General features: G+C 55.5%; 13 protein-coding genes. 9 read left to right on the top strand and 4 right to left on the bottom strand.

Annotation, left to right across the window (positions count from 1 at the left end; genetic code table 11):
• Positions 1–12 precede the first annotated feature (12 nt).
• Positions 13–390, top strand: coding sequence for a GntR family transcriptional regulator (locus WJU16_RS10200; protein WP_341838213.1), 378 nt, complete (start codon positions 13–15; stop codon positions 388–390).
• Between the two features lie 9 nt (positions 391–399).
• Positions 400–1,143 (top strand): hypothetical protein, encoded by a 744-nt coding sequence (locus WJU16_RS10195; RefSeq protein WP_341838212.1) that lies wholly within the window; start codon positions 400–402, stop codon positions 1,141–1,143.
• 71 nt (positions 1,144–1,214) lie between these two features.
• Here the strand turns inward: WJU16_RS10195 and WJU16_RS10190 are convergent, their stop codons facing one another.
• The 4 genes from WJU16_RS10190 to secA all read right to left on the bottom strand — a co-directional run bounded on the left by WJU16_RS10190 (position 1,215) and on the right by secA (position 6,941).
• The gene (locus WJU16_RS10190; protein ID WP_341838211.1) at positions 1,215–2,390 is read right to left on the bottom strand and encodes a M20 family metallopeptidase; all 1,176 of its coding nucleotides are present in this window, start codon (positions 2,388–2,390) and stop codon (positions 1,215–1,217) included.
• Positions 2,390–2,815 carry an SPOR domain-containing protein gene (locus WJU16_RS10185; protein WP_341838210.1) on the bottom strand — a complete coding sequence of 142 codons (426 nt, stop codon included), beginning with the start codon at positions 2,813–2,815 and terminating at the stop codon, positions 2,390–2,392. The genes WJU16_RS10190 and WJU16_RS10185 overlap by 1 nt, the downstream gene beginning before the upstream one ends.
• Positions 2,816–2,853: 38 nt before the next feature.
• Positions 2,854–3,516, bottom strand: a complete 663-nt coding sequence (deoC, locus tag WJU16_RS10180) for a deoxyribose-phosphate aldolase (protein ID WP_341838209.1) — start codon at positions 3,514–3,516, stop codon at positions 2,854–2,856.
• 89 nt (positions 3,517–3,605) lie between these two features.
• Complete coding sequence (gene secA, locus WJU16_RS10175; RefSeq protein ID WP_341838208.1) at positions 3,606–6,941, bottom strand: preprotein translocase subunit SecA; 3,336 nt, start codon at positions 6,939–6,941, stop codon at positions 3,606–3,608.
• 572 nt (positions 6,942–7,513) lie between these two features.
• Here secA and WJU16_RS10170 point away from each other — a divergent pair.
• Genes WJU16_RS10170 through WJU16_RS10140 form a run of 7 tightly spaced genes read left to right on the top strand, consistent with a single transcriptional unit; the run spans position 7,514 to position 16,530 of the window.
• Positions 7,514–8,803 carry an MFS transporter gene (locus WJU16_RS10170; protein WP_341838207.1) on the top strand — a complete coding sequence of 430 codons (1,290 nt, stop codon included), beginning with the start codon at positions 7,514–7,516 and terminating at the stop codon, positions 8,801–8,803.
• 24 nt (positions 8,804–8,827) lie between these two features.
• Complete coding sequence (locus WJU16_RS10165) at positions 8,828–9,991, top strand: Gfo/Idh/MocA family oxidoreductase (RefSeq protein WP_341838206.1); 1,164 nt, start codon at positions 8,828–8,830, stop codon at positions 9,989–9,991.
• A gap of 58 nt (positions 9,992–10,049) precedes the next feature.
• On the top strand, positions 10,050–11,102 hold the full coding sequence (locus tag WJU16_RS10160; protein ID WP_341838205.1) for a sugar phosphate isomerase/epimerase: 1,053 nt from the start codon (positions 10,050–10,052) through the stop codon (positions 11,100–11,102).
• A 49-nt stretch (positions 11,103–11,151) separates the two neighbouring features.
• A complete protein-coding gene (locus WJU16_RS10155) occupies positions 11,152–11,550 on the top strand; it encodes a c-type cytochrome (RefSeq protein WP_341838204.1) in 399 nt (132 codons plus the stop codon).
• Positions 11,551–11,575: 25 nt separating this feature from the next.
• Positions 11,576–12,298, top strand: a complete 723-nt coding sequence (locus WJU16_RS10150) for a DUF1080 domain-containing protein (protein ID WP_341838203.1) — start codon at positions 11,576–11,578, stop codon at positions 12,296–12,298.
• Between the two features lie 3 nt (positions 12,299–12,301).
• Positions 12,302–13,033 (top strand): ThuA domain-containing protein, encoded by a 732-nt coding sequence (locus WJU16_RS10145; RefSeq protein ID WP_341838202.1) that lies wholly within the window; start codon positions 12,302–12,304, stop codon positions 13,031–13,033.
• 35 nt (positions 13,034–13,068) lie between these two features.
• On the top strand, positions 13,069–16,530 hold the full coding sequence (locus tag WJU16_RS10140; protein ID WP_341838201.1) for a ThuA domain-containing protein: 3,462 nt from the start codon (positions 13,069–13,071) through the stop codon (positions 16,528–16,530).
• Positions 16,531–16,873: the final 343 nt, after the last annotated feature.

Raw genomic sequence — 16,873 nt, 5'->3', positions numbered from 1 at the left:
CAAACGCAAGCCATGGAATTTAATAATCAACTCTCCATCTACCTCCAGATTGCGGATCACGTCTGCGACCGCATCCAGTTGCTGGAATGGGCGCAGGATGAAAAGATCCCCTCGGTCAGGGAGCTGGCGGTCAGCCTGGAAGTCAATCCCAACACGGTGATGCGCTCCTACGAGTATCTCCAGCAGCTGGGCGTCATCTACACGCGGCGCGGCCTGGGCTATTTCGTGAGCCCGGATGCGGTGGCAAAAATAGCAGCACTGCGGAAGGAGCAATTCCTCCGGGAGGAGCTGCCGCAATTTTTCCGGAAGATTTACCTCCTGGGCATCGGGCTCGACGAGCTGAAAGACCGGTTTGAAAAATTCAAGAACCGCCAGTCAAAGGCGCAATAATATCAACATATGACAAAAAGCAATCTCTTTATACTTCTCCTCCTTCTGATTATCCCGGTGGGTTTGCTGTTGCATACCCTGGCGCTGCGGGCCGCTTACCGGGATGCCAAATCGCATCCCATGGCGAAGTACGAGGGTGATTTCCGGTACCATCGCACCTTGCCGCCGTACAAACACATCGCAGTGGATGGTACCGTGCGGCTGAAAAGCAAGCGGAAAAGCCGGAGCAGCATGTATCATGTAAGCGCGCAGATCTGGGTAGGTCCGGATCAGCAGGGCGGGCTCACCTACCGGCAGGATATGAAGCCCTTCCTGAAAACAGAGGTCCGCAATGATACCCTGTATTGTTGGTTTGAAGCGGATAATTCCCGTGACTGGTTGGCAGCAGTACGGTCGTACCGCGAACTGGAAATCAAGGTGCCGCAGATCGAAAGCATCTCGGCCGGCAACCTGAACATGGAAATTTACCAGCTGGCGCAGCAAGCCCCGGTAGCATTGCGTTTCGCGCACATGAATGTTGCCGGCATCAGTTATGTGGACGTGCCCTTCCTGGATGTGAAAAGCAACAGGGCGTTGGTGCACATCAGCGGCGGCAGGGCAGACACTTTGCGATATGAACTGGAGGATGAATCGTACCTGACGGTGAACCGGTTTGTTGCGATCCGGGAGAAAGAATTGGTTCGTGCCGGCAAGGGCGCCAGTTTTACGCTTAGCGGCGTAACGGCGGATCCGGCGATGCCGCAGCAGAAATAATTCTATAACGTATAAAATGAAAACCGCCCGGGTGTTGACCCGGGCGGTTTTTTTATGCAACTATTTAAAAATCAAAATTGGGTGGCGAGGTATGCCATGGTGCCCGCGCCAATTTCCAGCGCACGTTCGTCGATATCGAATTTGGGTGTATGCACGCCAGCCGTGATGCCTTTGGCTTTGTTGCCGGTGCCGAGGCGGAAGAAGCAGGCGGGGATCACCTGGGAGTAGAATGCGAAATCTTCCGCGCCCATCCGCAGTTCGGTATCCACGACGTTATCCGCACCCATATAATCTTCAGCCAGTTTGCGGGCGTTGGCGGTCACGGCTTCGTTGTTGTATAGCGTGGGGTAGCCGACGAGGATGTCAATGTCGATGTCCGCTCCCATGGCGTGCACCAGTTCGGTCGCCTGTTTGCGGATCAGCTCGTGGGCTTTGAAGCGCCAGGTTTCGTCCATCGCCCGGAAGGTGCCCATGAGTTTCACTTCGCTGGGGATCACGTTGGTGGTGAAACCGCCGTTGAAGGCGCAGATGGAAAGCACGGAGGGGGAGAAGGGGTCGTTGTTGCGGCTGATGATTTGCTGCAGGCTCACCACGAGGTTAGACGCGATGAGGATCGTGTCTGCCGTGAGGTGCGGGGCGGCGGCGTGGCCGCCTTTGCCTTTAATGGTGATATAGATCTCATCGGCGCTGGCCATGTATTTGCCGGCGCGGAATCCCAGGAGCCCTGTTTCCATCGCGGGGAGCACATGGAGGCCGAGGATGGCCTGGGGCTTCGGATCATCCAGTGCGCCGTCCTGGATCATGAGGCTGGCGCCACCGGGATGTTTTTCCTCGCCGGGCTGGAAGAGGATCTTGACAGTGCCTTCGAATTCGTTGCGCAACTCCTGGAGGATGCGCGCGGCGCCGAGGGCAACCGTGGTGTGCACATCATGGCCGCAGGCGTGCATGATGCCTGCGTTTTGCGATTTATAAGGAACGTCGTTGGTTTCTTCGATCGGCAGCGCGTCGATGTCGCCGCGGAGAGCGATGACCTTTTTGCCGGGGTTCTTCCCTTCGATCAGGGCTACCACGCCGGTGCCGGCAACGCCCGCGCGGAAGGGGACGCCCCAGCTATCCAGCTGCTGCTGTATGAATGTCGAGGTTTCGAATTCCTGGAAAGATAGTTCGGGATGGGAGTGCAAATGTCTTCTGCAGGAGATCAGGTCAGGGGCGTACGCACTGGCCAGGGCTTTGATCCGGTCTTTCATTAATCTTCTTTTTCCGGTGATACGTTGATGATGGTAGGCACTACGAATGCGCCGTTGGGGAAAAACTCCGCCAGCTCCTTACGCAGCTCGGTGGCTTCATCGCGGGATCTGAAATCGCCGACGCGCACCTTGAAATAAGGCGCTTCGAAGTCGATATAGGTACGGTAATCGGGATAGCGCTGCATCACGCGGGTTTTGGCCTCATTGGCTTCATTGCGCTTGTTGGTGGTAAGCACCTGCACCCGGAAGCCCGGCTGGTTGCGGATGGCCAGGTTGTTGATGTAGACCTGTTTACGGATCAGGATGTCGATCCGGCTGTCTTTGGTTACTTTGACGTTGCCATCCTGCTGCACCGATTCCTGCGCGCGCAGGGCGGTAGCGGCGGTTAACAGCAAAAGCATCAGGCAGCCTGTTCTTAACATCATATTTTTTTTCGTTTGATGGCAAATGGATAAGCGAGGTCCTATTGCAGGGAAGCCGCTTCTTTCATGATCGCTACGCCGGAACTGGTGCCGATGCGGGTGGCCCCCGCCGAAATCAGCTCCTTGGCAAAGGCAAAGGTACGAATCCCGCCCGAAGCCTTTATCTGAATATTGGCCGGCAGGTGCCGCCGCATCAGGGCCACCGCTTCCACGGAAGCGCCCTTCTCGGCGTAGCCGGTACTGGTTTTAACGAAATCGACCCCGTAACGCCCGTACAGCTCGCAACAGCGCACGATTTCATCCTCCAATAATATGCCACTTTCTATAATCACCTTGATCTTCCGCTGCTTATTGCGGACAATGGGCATCACCGTCGCGATTTCCTTTTCCAGGTAAGCCCAGTCGCCCCCGCGGATAGCGATGAGATTGGCGACCATATCCAGCTCATCCGCCCCGTCGATGATTGCCAGAACAGATTCCGCCACCTTGGCTTCCAGGGCGGAATAGCCGAAGGGGAAGGCGATAACGGTGGCAACGGCGGTGCTGGTGCTGCCCAGGAACGTTTTGGCTGCGTTCACGAAGGGCGGCGGCACGCAGACGGCGGCGAAATCGAATTCCACGGCTTCCATACTGAGGCGTTTTACGTCGTCGAGCGTGGTGGTGGGCTTAAGGGTGGTATGGTCGATGTAACGGTTGATATTCATTTTTGGAAGGGTGTTTTGCAAAAATAAAAAAACGGAGTTACGCAGGGTGGTCCCGGGTAACTCCGTTGGTTATTTTACGCAGCGGGTGATTATTGGTCTTTCCCGTGACAGTTTTTGAATTTTTTGCCGGAACCACAGGGGCAGGGATCATTTCTGCCGACTTTGGGGCCTACGCGAACGGGCTCTTGTTTGGGCTCGTCCATGGCGGGGGCGTATTCTTCGCGGCGGGCGGGCCCTGGCTGGGGAGCGCCGTGGCCGTTGCCGGCGTCGGGGTCCTGGTGCGTGGCGCGCATGCGGCTCATGTCGGTTTTTTCTTCATGCCCTTCGGTAATTTGCGCTTCTTCTTCGGCCTGCTGACCGGGGATGCCGGCTTTACAAAGGAAGGAAACGATCTCCTTGGAGTTTTCGGCGCTCATCTGCTTGAACAGTTCGAATGCTTCGAATTTATAGATCAGCAGCGGGTCTTTTTGTTCGTATACGGCGCTTTGAACAGACTGCTTCAGGTCATCCATGGCGCGCAGGTGCTCCTTCCAGGCGTCGTCGATGAGGTTGAGGGTGATGGAGCGCTCGAGTGCGGAGATGGTTTCCCTGCCCTCAGTTTCCACCACTTTGCGGAGCGGCGCCAGCACGTGGAGGCCACGGCGGCCGTCGGTGAACGGGATGGAGATGTTCTCGATATGCTGCCCCTGCTCTTCGAAGATTTTCTTGATGACAGGATAGGTGCCGGTCACTACTTCGTTGGTTCTGCGGTGGTAATTCGCTACCGCTTCGCCATACAGCTTCTCGGATATTTCCTGCACGTTGCCTTTCTGGAATTCGTCTTCTGCAATCACGGTATCGATGGCGAAATTCTTGATCACATCCAGTTTGAAGGCTTCGTAGTCGTCGGTGGCGCGGTGAGTGGTCACCAGGTTTTCGGCTACTTCGTAGAAAGAGTTGTCGGTATCGATCGCGAGGCGCTCGCCGAAGAGGGCGTGGTTGCGGCGGGTGTAGATCACCGTGCGCTGCTTGTTCATCACGTCGTCGTATTCGAGGAGGCGTTTACGGATGCCGAAGTTGTTTTCTTCCACTTTCTTCTGGGCGCGCTCGATGGAGCGGGTGATCATGCTGTGCTGGATCACTTCGCCTTCTTTATAACCCATACGGTCCATCAGCGCGGCGATACGGTCGGAGCCGAACATGCGCATCAGGTCGTCTTCCAGGGATACGAAGAACTGGGAAGTGCCCGGGTCGCCCTGGCGGCCGGCGCGGCCACGCAGCTGGCGGTCTACACGGCGGCTTTCGTGGCGTTCGGTGCCGATGATGGCAAGACCGCCCGCTTCCTTCACGCCGGGCCCCAGCTTGATGTCGGTACCACGGCCGGCCATGTTGGTGGCGATGGTCACGGCGCCGGGCATACCTGCTTCGGCCACGATCTGGGCTTCACGGGCGTGTTGCTTGGCGTTCAGTACGTTATGGGGGATCTTTTCGAAAGTCAGCATTTTGCCGAGGAGCTCGGAAACCTCTACGGAAGTGGTACCTACCAGTACGGGGCGGCCGGCTTCCTTCAGTTTCTTGATCTCTTCGATCACGGCGCGGTATTTATCGCGCTTGGTTTTATATACAAGGTCTTCCGCATCTTTACGGGTAATCGGCAGGTTGGTGGGGATGGTTACCACGTCCAGCTTGTAGATTTCCCAGAATTCGCCGGCTTCGGTGGTGGCCGTACCGGTCATACCACCCAATTTGTGGTACATGCGGAAGTAGTTCTGCAGGGTAATGGTGGCGAACGTTTGGGTGGCAGCTTCCACTTTCACGTTTTCCTTCGCTTCGATCGCCTGGTGCAGGCCATCGGAGTAACGGCGGCCATCCAGGATACGGCCTGTCTGTTCATCTACGATTTTCACTTTCCCGTCCATTACTACATACTCCACGTCTTTTTCGAAGAGTGTGTAGGCTTTAAGGAGCTGCTGAACGGAGTGGATGCGCTCGGATTTCACGGCGAAATCCTGGAGGAGCTGGTCTTTCCGGGCCATTTTCTCCTCAGGGCTCAGGTCCATCCTTTCGAGGTCGGCGATTTCGGAACCTACATCGGGCATCACGAAGAAAGCGGGATCTTCGCCGGCGCCGGTGATGAGGGCGATACCTCTTTCGGTGAGGTCTACACTGTTGTTCTTTTCGTCGATATGGAAGAGCAGGCCTTCATCTACTTTCGGCATTTCGCGTTGCTGGTCGGCGATGTAATAGTTTTCCGCTTTCTGCTGGAGTACTTTCATGCCGGGCTCGCTGAGGAATTTGATGAGGGCGCTGTTTTTGGGAAGCCCGCGGTGGGCGCGCATGAGGGCGAGGCCGCCGGACTTGGGATCGTCTTTTCCTTCCGCGATGAGTTTCTTGGCTTCGAGGAGGCTGGAGGTCACGATTTTACGTTGCTCTTCCACCAGCCGCTGGATGCGCGGCTTCAGGGCGTGGAACTCCTGTTCGTCACCGCGCGGGATAGGTCCAGAGATGATGAGCGGGGTACGCGCATCGTCGATCAGCACGCTGTCCACCTCATCCACCATGGCGAAGTGATGCTTGCGCTGCACCATTTCTTCAGGGCTGTGCACCATGTTATCGCGGAGGTAGTCGAAACCGAATTCGTTGTTGGTGCCGTAGGTAATGTCTGCCTGGTAAGCATTGCGGCGCTCGAAGGAGTTCGGCTGGTGTTTGTCGATGCAATCCACGGTGATGCCGAGGAATTCGAACAGGGGGCCGTTCCATTCGGAGTCGCGGCGGGCGAGGTAATCATTGACCGTTACGATATGCACGCCTTCGCCGGTGAGGGCGTTGAGGTAAGCGGGGAGCGTGGAAACGAGGGTTTTACCTTCACCCGTCGCCATTTCTGAAATCTTACCCTGGTGCAGCACCATACCGCCGATCAGCTGAACATCGTAATGCACCATGTTCCAGGTGACTTCGATGCCGCCCGCAACCCAGGTATTCTTCCAGGCCACTTTGTCACCTTCGATGCTCACGTAATCGCGGAGCACGGCCAGGTGGCGGTCCATATCAGTGGCGGTGGCGGTGATCACCGGATTTTCCTTCAGCCTGCGCGATGCTTCCTTCACTACGGCGAAGGCTTCGGGCAGGAGCACGGCCAGTATTTCTTCGATTTTCTTGTTGCGGTCCTTGCGGAGCTTATCGATATCCCGGTAGGTGAGATCTTTGGTATTTACATCCTCTTCGGATTCTGCAGCCGCTTTCTTGTCGGCGATCTCCCGGTCTATTTCAGCCAGGTGATCCTTGATGCGGGAACGGAAAACCTGCGTTTTGCCACGCAGTTCGTCGATAGGCAGGGATGACAGTTTTTCATACTCCTCGTTAATCTGCTTCACCATAGGCAGGATCAGCCTGATGTCTCGCTCAGACTTGTTTCCTCCGAAAAGCTTTGTTAAAAAACCTAGCATGTTAAAATTTTCGATGTCTAAAAGAATAAAGGAACCTGGTTGCGGGTGAAATATAGTCAAATATTACGCCCGGATGCCAGGTTGTGACAAGGTGGCAGGGCGGGGCTCTGCGGACCAAGGCTGGTAAAATTAGGAATTTTTGGTCGATGGCCCTATGAAATATGGGAAAAATTGGGCATACCGCTGTATTTCTGCCGTTGGATGGAATTTTCCACTTGCTAAAGATCCCCGCATCCCGGCAGTCATTGAACGGCAACTTGTTGGTTGGCTTTTTTAAAAATTTTAAATGTCAACCAGACACTATCCCGCAAAAAATCAGCAAATTCGCGCCCGGCTTTTTGCAGTAATGTTTTGGATTCCCGGCGTTGTAAAATGCAAAAGATAGGGTCCGCCAAACTATCAGCCACACCAATTGCGGCCTGCTGCTGCCTTGACAGTAAGGGTTTCCCGGGTTTCCAGCCGTTTTGTTAATCCGGGGATTTATTGTCACAAAAATTAAAAAATATGGAAATACTTTTTATAAATTTAAAGGTTTTAATTACAGTTTTAGATTTTTTACAAACAACACGTCTATGAAGCAGATACAGCCTAAGAGTCTTTTCGTTGCCAGTTGCCTGGCGCTGCTTGTCACTTCCTTATCCTTCGGAATTCGCGCCGGTATCCTCGGACAACTGGGTGTGCAATTCCATCTGAATGCCCAGGAATTATCGATCATCGCCGGAACTGCGTTCTGGGGCTTCCCGCTGGCCGTGGTTTTAGGCGGGTTCATCGTAGATGCCATCGGTATGAAACGTTTGCTCATCGCGGCTTTCGTACTGCACTTGCTGGGCATCGTCCTCACCGTTGCCACGCCTTATTTCAGCTCCGGCTTCTGGCCGCTGTTTATATCCACACTGTTTATCGGTATGGCGAACGGTACGGTGGAAGCGGCTTGCAACCCGCTTGTAGCCACCATCTTCCCCGATAACAAGACGACCAAACTCAATCACTTCCACCTCTGGTTCCCCGGCGGTATCGTTGTTGGCGCGCTCGTGGTATTCCTCTTTAAAGAAATAGGCATGGCCGATCTTTGGCAGTTGCAGGTTGGTTTGATGATCATCCCCACACTGCTGTATGGTTACCTGTTTTCCAAGCTCGAATTCCCGGTTACAGAGCGTGTGGCGGCCGGGGTATCCAATGCGCAGATGTATCGGTCCGTTACCAGCGGCCTGTTCATCTTCATGTTCATCTGCATGTTCGGCACCTCCATCACGGAACTTTTTACTAACCAGTGGATAGAAATCCTGCTGAAGAACGTAACGGAAAACGGTATCCTCATCCTGGCGCTCACAGCCGGTGTGCAGGTGCTGGGCCGTGCGGTGGCAGGGCCTATCGTGCATCGCCTGTCGCCTTCGGGAGTGCTGTTTATTTCGGCGATCCTGTCGGCCCTGGGGCTTTACCTGATGGGCAGCCAGTCGGGCAATATGCTCTTCGTGGCGGCGGTAGTGTTCGGTTTGGGCATCACTTACTTCTGGCCTACCATGCTCGGCTTCGTATCTGAAAATATCCCGGAGTCCGGTGCGTTGGGGATGAACCTGATGGGCGGCGCGGGCATGTTTGCCGTGTCGATCTACATGATGTTCATGGGTGGATTTTACGACAACATTATTGGTAAGAACCTCCCGGCAGGCGCTACTATGGACGCATTCCGTTCCGCCGCTCCCGGTACTGCCGAAGCAACTGCCTACGCTCAGGCGCAAGCGGTAGCGGGCCCCGAGATCATCAACGTAACACTCGTGATCCCCATCGTTCTTATCGTAGCCTTCGGCGGCCTTTACTTCTATATGAAGGGCAGAAACAAACAACTTTTACAAACCGCATAATCGAAAGCATTAATATAGTATAGTATGAACAGGAAACTCAGAATGGGAATGATCGGAGGCGGCAAAGACGCCTTCATCGGCGCCATCCACCGCATCGCGGCGAATATGGACGGCCTGATTGAACTCAAAGCAGGTGCGTTAAGCATCAACCCCGAAGTGGCAGAAGACTCCGGGCGCTCGCTCTTCCTGGAAAGCGACCGCATCTATACGGACTTCAAAACCATGCTGGAGAAAGAAGCGGCCATGCCGGCAGATAAGCGGCTGGACTTCATCACCATCGTGACCCCCAACTTCGCGCACTTCGAGCCGGCGATGATGGCCCTCGACAAAGGGTTTCACGTAGTGATCGAAAAACCGATCACCTTCACCCTCGACGAAGCCAAACAACTGAAAGCGAAAGTAGAGCAGACCGGCCTCAGCCTCCTGCTCACACACACCTATACCGGTTACCCCATGGTGAAACAGGCCCGCCAGATGGTGGCCGAAGGCGCACTGGGCAAGATCCGTAAAGTATGGGTGGAATATCCCCAGGGCTGGCTCTCCAAGATGAGCGAGCGCGAAGGTAACGCACAGGCCGCATGGCGCACCGATCCCAAACGCTCCGGTAAAGCCGGCGCCATGGGCGACATCGGCACACACGCCTTCAACCTGGCAGAATATATCTCCGGCGATACTGTAGACAAGCTCTGCGCGGATAACCACATCATGGTACCTGGCCGCCTGCTCGACGACGATGGCGCCGTACTCCTCCGCTTCACCCAGGGCGCCGCGGGCGTGCTCATGGCATCCCAGGTAGCCGCAGGGGAAGAGAACGCGCTCAAAATCCGCGTATACGGTGAAAAAGGCGGCCTCGAATGGGCACAGCATGAGCCCAATACCCTCACAGTACGCTGGCTCGACAAACCCGCCGAGATCCTCCGCGCAGGCGCGGGCAATCCCCATCTCAGCTCTTATGCCACGCATAACTGCCGTACGCCGGGCGGCCACCCCGAAGGGTATCTCGAAGCATTCGGTAACCTCTACCGCAACTTCGCCCTCACCCTTCAGGCTCGTATCGACGGTACCGAGCCCGCCAAAGAAGCCCTCGATTACCCCTCCGTAAACGAAGGCGTACGCGGGATGGCATTCATTGACAATGTGGTGAAAAGCTCCGCCAGTAACGAAAAATGGACGACCTTCGAAATTTAGTCCCTTTTTTGGGCCGAATTCCGGATATTGAATTTTTAAATCTGATAAGGAAAAGCATATGAAGACGATTAAAGGACCCGGCATTTTCCTCGCACAGTTCCTGGACGACAAGGCGCCTTTCAATACCCTCGAAGGCATCACCAAATGGGCGGCCTCCCTGGGCTTCAAAGGCGTGCAGATCCCCACCTGGGACCCCAGGATGATAGACCTGAAGAAAGCCGCCGAAAGCCAGACTTATGCAGACGAGATCAAAGGCATCGTGCAAAGCGCAGGCATGGAAATCACCGAGCTGTCGACCCACCTGCAGGGCCAGCTGGTAGCTGTTCATCCCGCCTATAACGATATGTTCGACGGGTTTGCGCCCAAAGAACTGCATGGCAATGCCAAGGCACGTACCGAATGGGCCGTGCAACAGCTGAAATACGCCGCCAAAGCCAGCCGCAACCTGGGTCTCAACGCCCACGCCACCTTCAGCGGCGCGCTGCTCTGGCATACGGTATACCCCTGGCCCCAGCGCCCCGCGGGGCTCGTGGAAACAGGGTTCAAGGAACTGGCCGCCCGCTGGCTGCCGATCCTTAATGAGATGGACGCCAACGGCGTGGACCTCTGCTATGAGATCCACCCGGGCGAGGACCTGCACGACGGCGCCAGCTACGAACAGTTCCTGGCGGCCACCGGCAACCACAGCCGCGCCTGCCTCCTCTACGATCCCAGCCACTTCGTGCTCCAGGCCATGGATTACCTCGCCTACATCGACATCTACCATGAGAAAATCAAGATGTTCCATGTGAAAGACGCGGAATTCAACCCCACCGGCCGCTCCGGCGTGTATGGCGGTTACCAGGGCTGGATCGACCGGCCCGGGAGGTTCCGCTCCCTGGGCGACGGACAGGTGGATTTCAAAGCGGTGTTCAGCAAGCTGACCCAATACAATTTCTCCGGATGGGCCGTGATGGAATGGGAATGCTGCATGAAACACCCTGAAGACGGCGCCCGCGAAGGGGCCCCCTTCATCAAAGACCATATTATCCGGGTGACCGAGAAGGCATTTGACGATTTTGCCGGTACCGGTGCGGATGAGAACCTGAACAGGCGTATATTAGGACTCTGATAAGTTAAGCAAAAACGATTTTCTAAAGAATTCTAAAACTATTCAAACAATGAAGAAATCATTCTGGATGCCTTTGTGTATCAGTGCAGCAGTGTTAATGGCAGCGTGCGGCGGTGGAGAAAAGAAAGCCGAAGAGAAGGCACCCGAAGAAACGGTAGCTCCTGCGGCAGACAATTCCATGGTAGCCGACGTGAGCGGTAAAGGTAAAGAATTGATGGCCGCACAGGATTGCGCCACCTGCCACAAGGAAACCGAAAAAGTAATCGGCCCCTCCTTCAAGGAAATCGCCGAGAAGTATCCCAACACCCCCGAAAACGTAGCCACGCTGGCCGACAAAATCATCAGCGGCGGTTCCGGCAACTGGGGTGAAATTCCCATGGCTCCGCACGCCGGCATTTCCAAGCCCGACGCGGAAGAAATGGTGAAATACATCCTGACCGTCAAATAACTGACAACCCTATAAACACTTCAACATGACCAAACGTATATTCTCCGCCGCCCTCGCGCTGGGACTCCTCGCCGGCAGCGCGAGCGCCTTCGCGCAGGCGCCTTCCCTCTCCAAAAAAGAGAAAAAAGAAGGCTGGAAACTGCTGTTCGACGGCAAAACCACCAATGGCTGGAAAGGTTATAAACAAGCCGCCGCTCCCGATGCCTGGAAAGTGGTGGACGGTACGCTCTTCTTCGACGCCGATGCCAAGAAAGCAGGCGCCAAAGGCGGTGATATCATGACCGCCGAAGCTTACGAGAACTATGAGCTGCAAATGGAATGGAAAATATCCGAAGGTGGTAATTCCGGTATCATTTTCGGCGTTCACGAAGACCCGAAGTTCGGCGCCACTTACCAAACCGGCCCCGAAATGCAGGTGCTCGATGACGATAAGCATTCCGACGGCAAAATCCACAAACATAACTCCGGCGACCTCTACGACCTCATCGCTTCCCCCGCCCGCTACGCTAAACCCGTTGGCGAATGGAACACGGCGAAGATCACCAAGAAAGACGGTAAGCTCACCCTCACTTTCAACGGCCACAAAACCGCTGAAGTAGTAGTAGGTTCTGAAGAGTGGAACAAACTCGTTGCCGGCTCGAAATTCAAATCCTGGGATGGCTTCGGCAAATACCAGAAAGGCCACATCGCCCTGCAGGACCATGGCGATAAAGTTTGGTACAGAAATATCAAGATCCGCCAACTGTAATCCATGATGCGTTATAAATATCTCTTCCTGCTCTGCGCAGTGGCCGCCATCGCCGGGCTGGCAGCCTTTCAGAAGGCTAAGCCCCGCCTGCTCGTCTTCTCCAAAACAGCCGGCTTCAGGCACGATTGCATCCCCGATGCCAAAATCGCCATGCTGAAGCTGGGCGCGGAAAACGGTTATGAAGTGGATACCACCGAAGACGCATCGAAGTTTACAGCCCAGAACCTGTCGCGCTATAAAGCCGTGGTGTTCCTTAATACCACCGGCAACGTCCTCGACGATGCACAGCAATCCGCACTGGAAGGCTACATCCGTAAAGGCGGCGGCTATGCGGGCATTCATGCGGCTACGGATACGGAATACGACTGGCCCTGGTACAACCAGCTGGTAGGCGCGTATTTCCTCAGCCATCCGCACCAGCAAACCGCTACCCTTCACGTGGTGGACAGGAAGCACCCCGCAACGGCCCACCTGGACCCGACCTGGGTGCGCAAGGACGAATGGTATGACTTCAAAAGCATCGTTCCCGGTCTCAATATCCTCATCAAAATCGATGAGAAATCGTACCAGGGCGGCAAAAACGGCGATAACCATCCCATGAGCTGGTATCGCGAGTTCGACGGCGGCCGCACCTTTTACACCGAGCTGGGGCATACCAAAGAATCGTACCGTGAACCGGCTTTCCTCAAACACGTGCTCGGCGGCATCGATTATGCCGCTGGCAGAAAGAAATAGCCGGGAAATGCATAAATTTCAGTAGAGACGCAAACATGCGTCTCTACTTGCTTTTAAATACCACGTTTACCGAACAACAGAACGATACCATGAAGCATATCACTTACCTCCTCGTCTTTATCGTAGCCGTAGCCCTGGCCGGCTGCAGCAAGTCCAGGCCCGGAAAGGCAAAGGTGCTCGTCTTCTCCAAGACGGCCGGTTTCCGCCACGCCTCCATCCCCGCCGGCATTGAAGCCATTAAAAAACTCGGCGCGGAAAACAATTTCGATGTCGATGCCACCGAAGATGCCGAAAAATTCACCGAGCAGAACCTCGGCCAATATTCCGCCATCATCTTTCTCAACACTACCGGCGATGTGCTGAACACTGCGCAGGAAGCGGATTTTGAGCGTTACATCCAGTCAGGCGGCGGCTTTGTGGGCATCCACGCGGCAACCGATACGGAATATGACTGGGCCTGGTATGGCAAACTGGTAGGCGCCTACTTCGGCGACCACCCGCCCGGAACCGCCAAAGCCAAACTCAACGTTATCGACAAATCCCATCCTTCCACCGAAGAGCTCCCCGATACCTGGGAGCACACCGATGAATGGTATAACTTCAAATACTTCAATAAAGAGACGAAAGTGCTCATGAAAGTAGATGAAACTACCTACACCGGCGGCAAGATGAATAACGACCATCCCATTTCCTGGTACCACGATTACGATGGCGGCCGCGCCTGGTACACCGAACTGGGCCATACGGATGAGTCGTACAAAGAAGAAAATTTCCTGAAGCACGTTTTGGGCGGCATCCAATACGCCATTGGCAAGAACCTCGAACTCAATTACGCAAAAGCCACCACGCTACGCGTACCGGATGGCGACCGCTTCACCCGTCAAACCCTGACCAGCGGCGAATTCTTCGAGCCTACCGAAATGGCCATCCTTCCCAACCTCGATATCCTCGTTGCGCAGCGCCGCGGCGAACTGCTGCTCTACAGCGCTTCCCGCAAAAACCTCACCCAGGTGGGCGCCCTCAACGTTTACCATAAAACACAAGTGCCGAACGTAAATGCGGAAGAAGGCCTCATGGGCCTCGCCGCGGATCCGGCTTTCGAAAAGAACAACTTCATCTACCTCTTCTATTCCCCCGTTGACACGTCTGTGAACAGGCTTAGCCGGTTCAAGTTCGAGAACGGACAGCTGAATATGAAGAGCGAGAAAGTCATCCTCCAGTTCTATTCCCAGCGCGATATCTGCTGCCACACCGGCGGCTCCATCGCTTTCGGTCCGGATGGCCTGCTGTATCTTTCCACCGGGGATAATACCACGCCCTTCGACGAAGCCGGGCAACCTTACGTAAGCAAAGGCTACGGACCGGTAGACGACCGTCCCGGCCACCTGCAGTACGATGGCCGCCGCACTTCCTCCAATACCAACGACCTCCGTGGCAAGGTGCTCCGCATCCGCGTGAAGGAAGACGGCTCCTACGAAATCCCCGACGGCAACCTCTTCCCGGTGGGTACCGAGAAAACGAAGCCTGAAATTTATACGATGGGCACACGCAACCCTTACCGTATTTCCATCGACCGCAAAACAAATTATCTCTATTGGGGCGAAGTAGGCCCTGATGCCGCGAACGACGACTCCACCCGCGGCCCGCGCGGGTACGACGAAGTGAACCAGGCAAAGAAGGCCGGCTATTACGGTTATCCGCTGTTCATCGGCGACAACAAGCCCTATCGCGCGTACGATTACGAAACGGGCGTTTCCGGTGCGTATCACGATCCGAAGAAACCCATCAACAACTCCCGCAATAATACCGGTCTTACCGAACTGCCGCCGGCGCAGCCCGCGTTCATCTGGTACCCTTACGGCAAATCCGACGAGTTCCCGCTGGTGGGAACGGGTGGCCGCAACGCAGAAGCAGGGCCGGTGTACTACAGCGAATTTTATCCGAAAGAAACCCGCCTGCCGGAATACTATGACGGCAAACTGTTCATCTACGACTGGATCAGGGGATGGGTGATGGCGGTTACCATGGATAAAGACGGCAATTACGTGAAGATGGAACGCTTCATGCCTTCGCAGAAATTCAACGCCCCGATCGATATGGAACTGGGGCCGGATGGAAGGTTGTATATTCTCGAATACGGCAACGGCTGGTTCTCCAAGAACGCCGATGCCGGGCTGGTTCGCATCGATTACAACGGCGGCAACCGCGCACCGAATGTGAAGTTGCAGGTGGATAAGCTGACAGGAGCACTGCCATTTACGGTGAAGGCTTCCGCGGAAGGTACCAACGACCCCGACGGCGATCCGCTGACCTACACCTGGAATTTCGGCAACGGCAATAAAAAAGAAACGACGACGCCTACGGCGGAATTCACCTTCACGACCGCAGGGGAATTCCCCGTGTCGGTGGAAGTGACCGACGATAAAGGGAGCCGTACCGCAAGCCAGGTGATCCAGGTGTATGCGGGGAACGAAACACCGTCCGTCAACATCAAACTGACCGGCAACAGCATGTTCTATTTCCCCGGCAAGAAGGTGGAATATGCTGTGGAGGTGTCCGACAAGGAAGACGGGCAATCGTCCCCCGGCGGGTTCGATCCCGCGAACTTGTATGTGAAGGCGTTGTATATGGAAGGGAAAGACAAGGCGGGCATGTCCCAGGGGCACCAGATTATTTCCGGGGCTATTGCGGGCAAAAACATCATGGAAACATCCGATTGTAAGACTTGCCACAAGCCGAATGAGAAATCCATCGGGCCGAGTTTCGTGGAAGTGGCCAACAAATACAAAAGCGATCCGAAGTCGCCGGATTACCTCGCGGAAAAGATCATCAAAGGCGGCGGCGGTGTTTGGGGTGAAACGGCGATGGCCGCGCACCCCGGTATTTCCACCGGCGAAGCGAAGCAGATCGTGGAGTACATCTTCTCACTGGCAGGCGGCGCGAAACAGGATCCTTCCCTGCCTGCCACCGGCAGCGTGAACGCTACGCTGGGTAATGAAGTGAAAGACAGGGGGATTTTATACCTCATCGCGACTTATACCGATAAAGGCGGCGCGGGCATTAAGCCGATCACGGGCACCGCCATGGCAGAACTGCGCAATCCGAAGATCCAGGGCGAAAGCTTCAAGGATTCCGACGGGGCGAGCGCCGTGGAGGTAGACGGCATGAAGCTGCTGGTGCCGGGCGCCAACAGCTGGGCGGCGTATCCCAACCTCGACCTCACGGGCGTAAACGGCATTGAACTGACCTACTTCGTGCGGGAGATCCCCGCGCACGGATATGTGGTTACCGCGCACCTCGACAGCCAAACGGGCCCCGTGCTGGGCAGCGTTACCATTGGCAAGGGCGCGAAGGCGGGCCAGCCCAACCTGGCTACGATTGCTTTCCCGGCCATCAGCGGCGGCAAAAAGCAGGCGCTGGTGCTGGCGGTGAAGGCGGCAGACCCCGCGGAGGCCGCTCCTGTAGCGATCGATTATTTCAGGTTGCTGGCTAAATAGGCTGCAAAAGCATATAGGAAAGGGCCGTCTCGTTGCGAGGCGGCCTTTTTCGTTTTCCGGGAGGTGTGTGCGGGTGCGGGGGACGTGAGGGAGGGGCAGGGTATGCCTGAAATGACGGTAGGGCTAATGCGGTGGTGAGGGTAGGATGTCTTACCCATATCTTACCCATATCCCATACATATCTTACCCATGTCTTACCCTCATATAAGGGGTAAGACATGGGTAAGATATGGGTAAGGTAAGGGAGTGTTAAGCCTGGTAAATACGGGAGATAGGCAGGCAGGGAGCGGGGAGCAGGGGGGACGAAAAAGGGGCTGTATCGTGCGATACAGCCCCTTTTTGG

The organism is Chitinophaga pollutisoli (assembly GCF_038396755.1).
GTDB classification, from domain to species: domain Bacteria; phylum Bacteroidota; class Bacteroidia; order Chitinophagales; family Chitinophagaceae; genus Chitinophaga; species Chitinophaga pollutisoli.
Note: the sequence above shows the minus strand (reverse complement) of the source record. Positions and strands in the feature narration are given on the sequence as shown.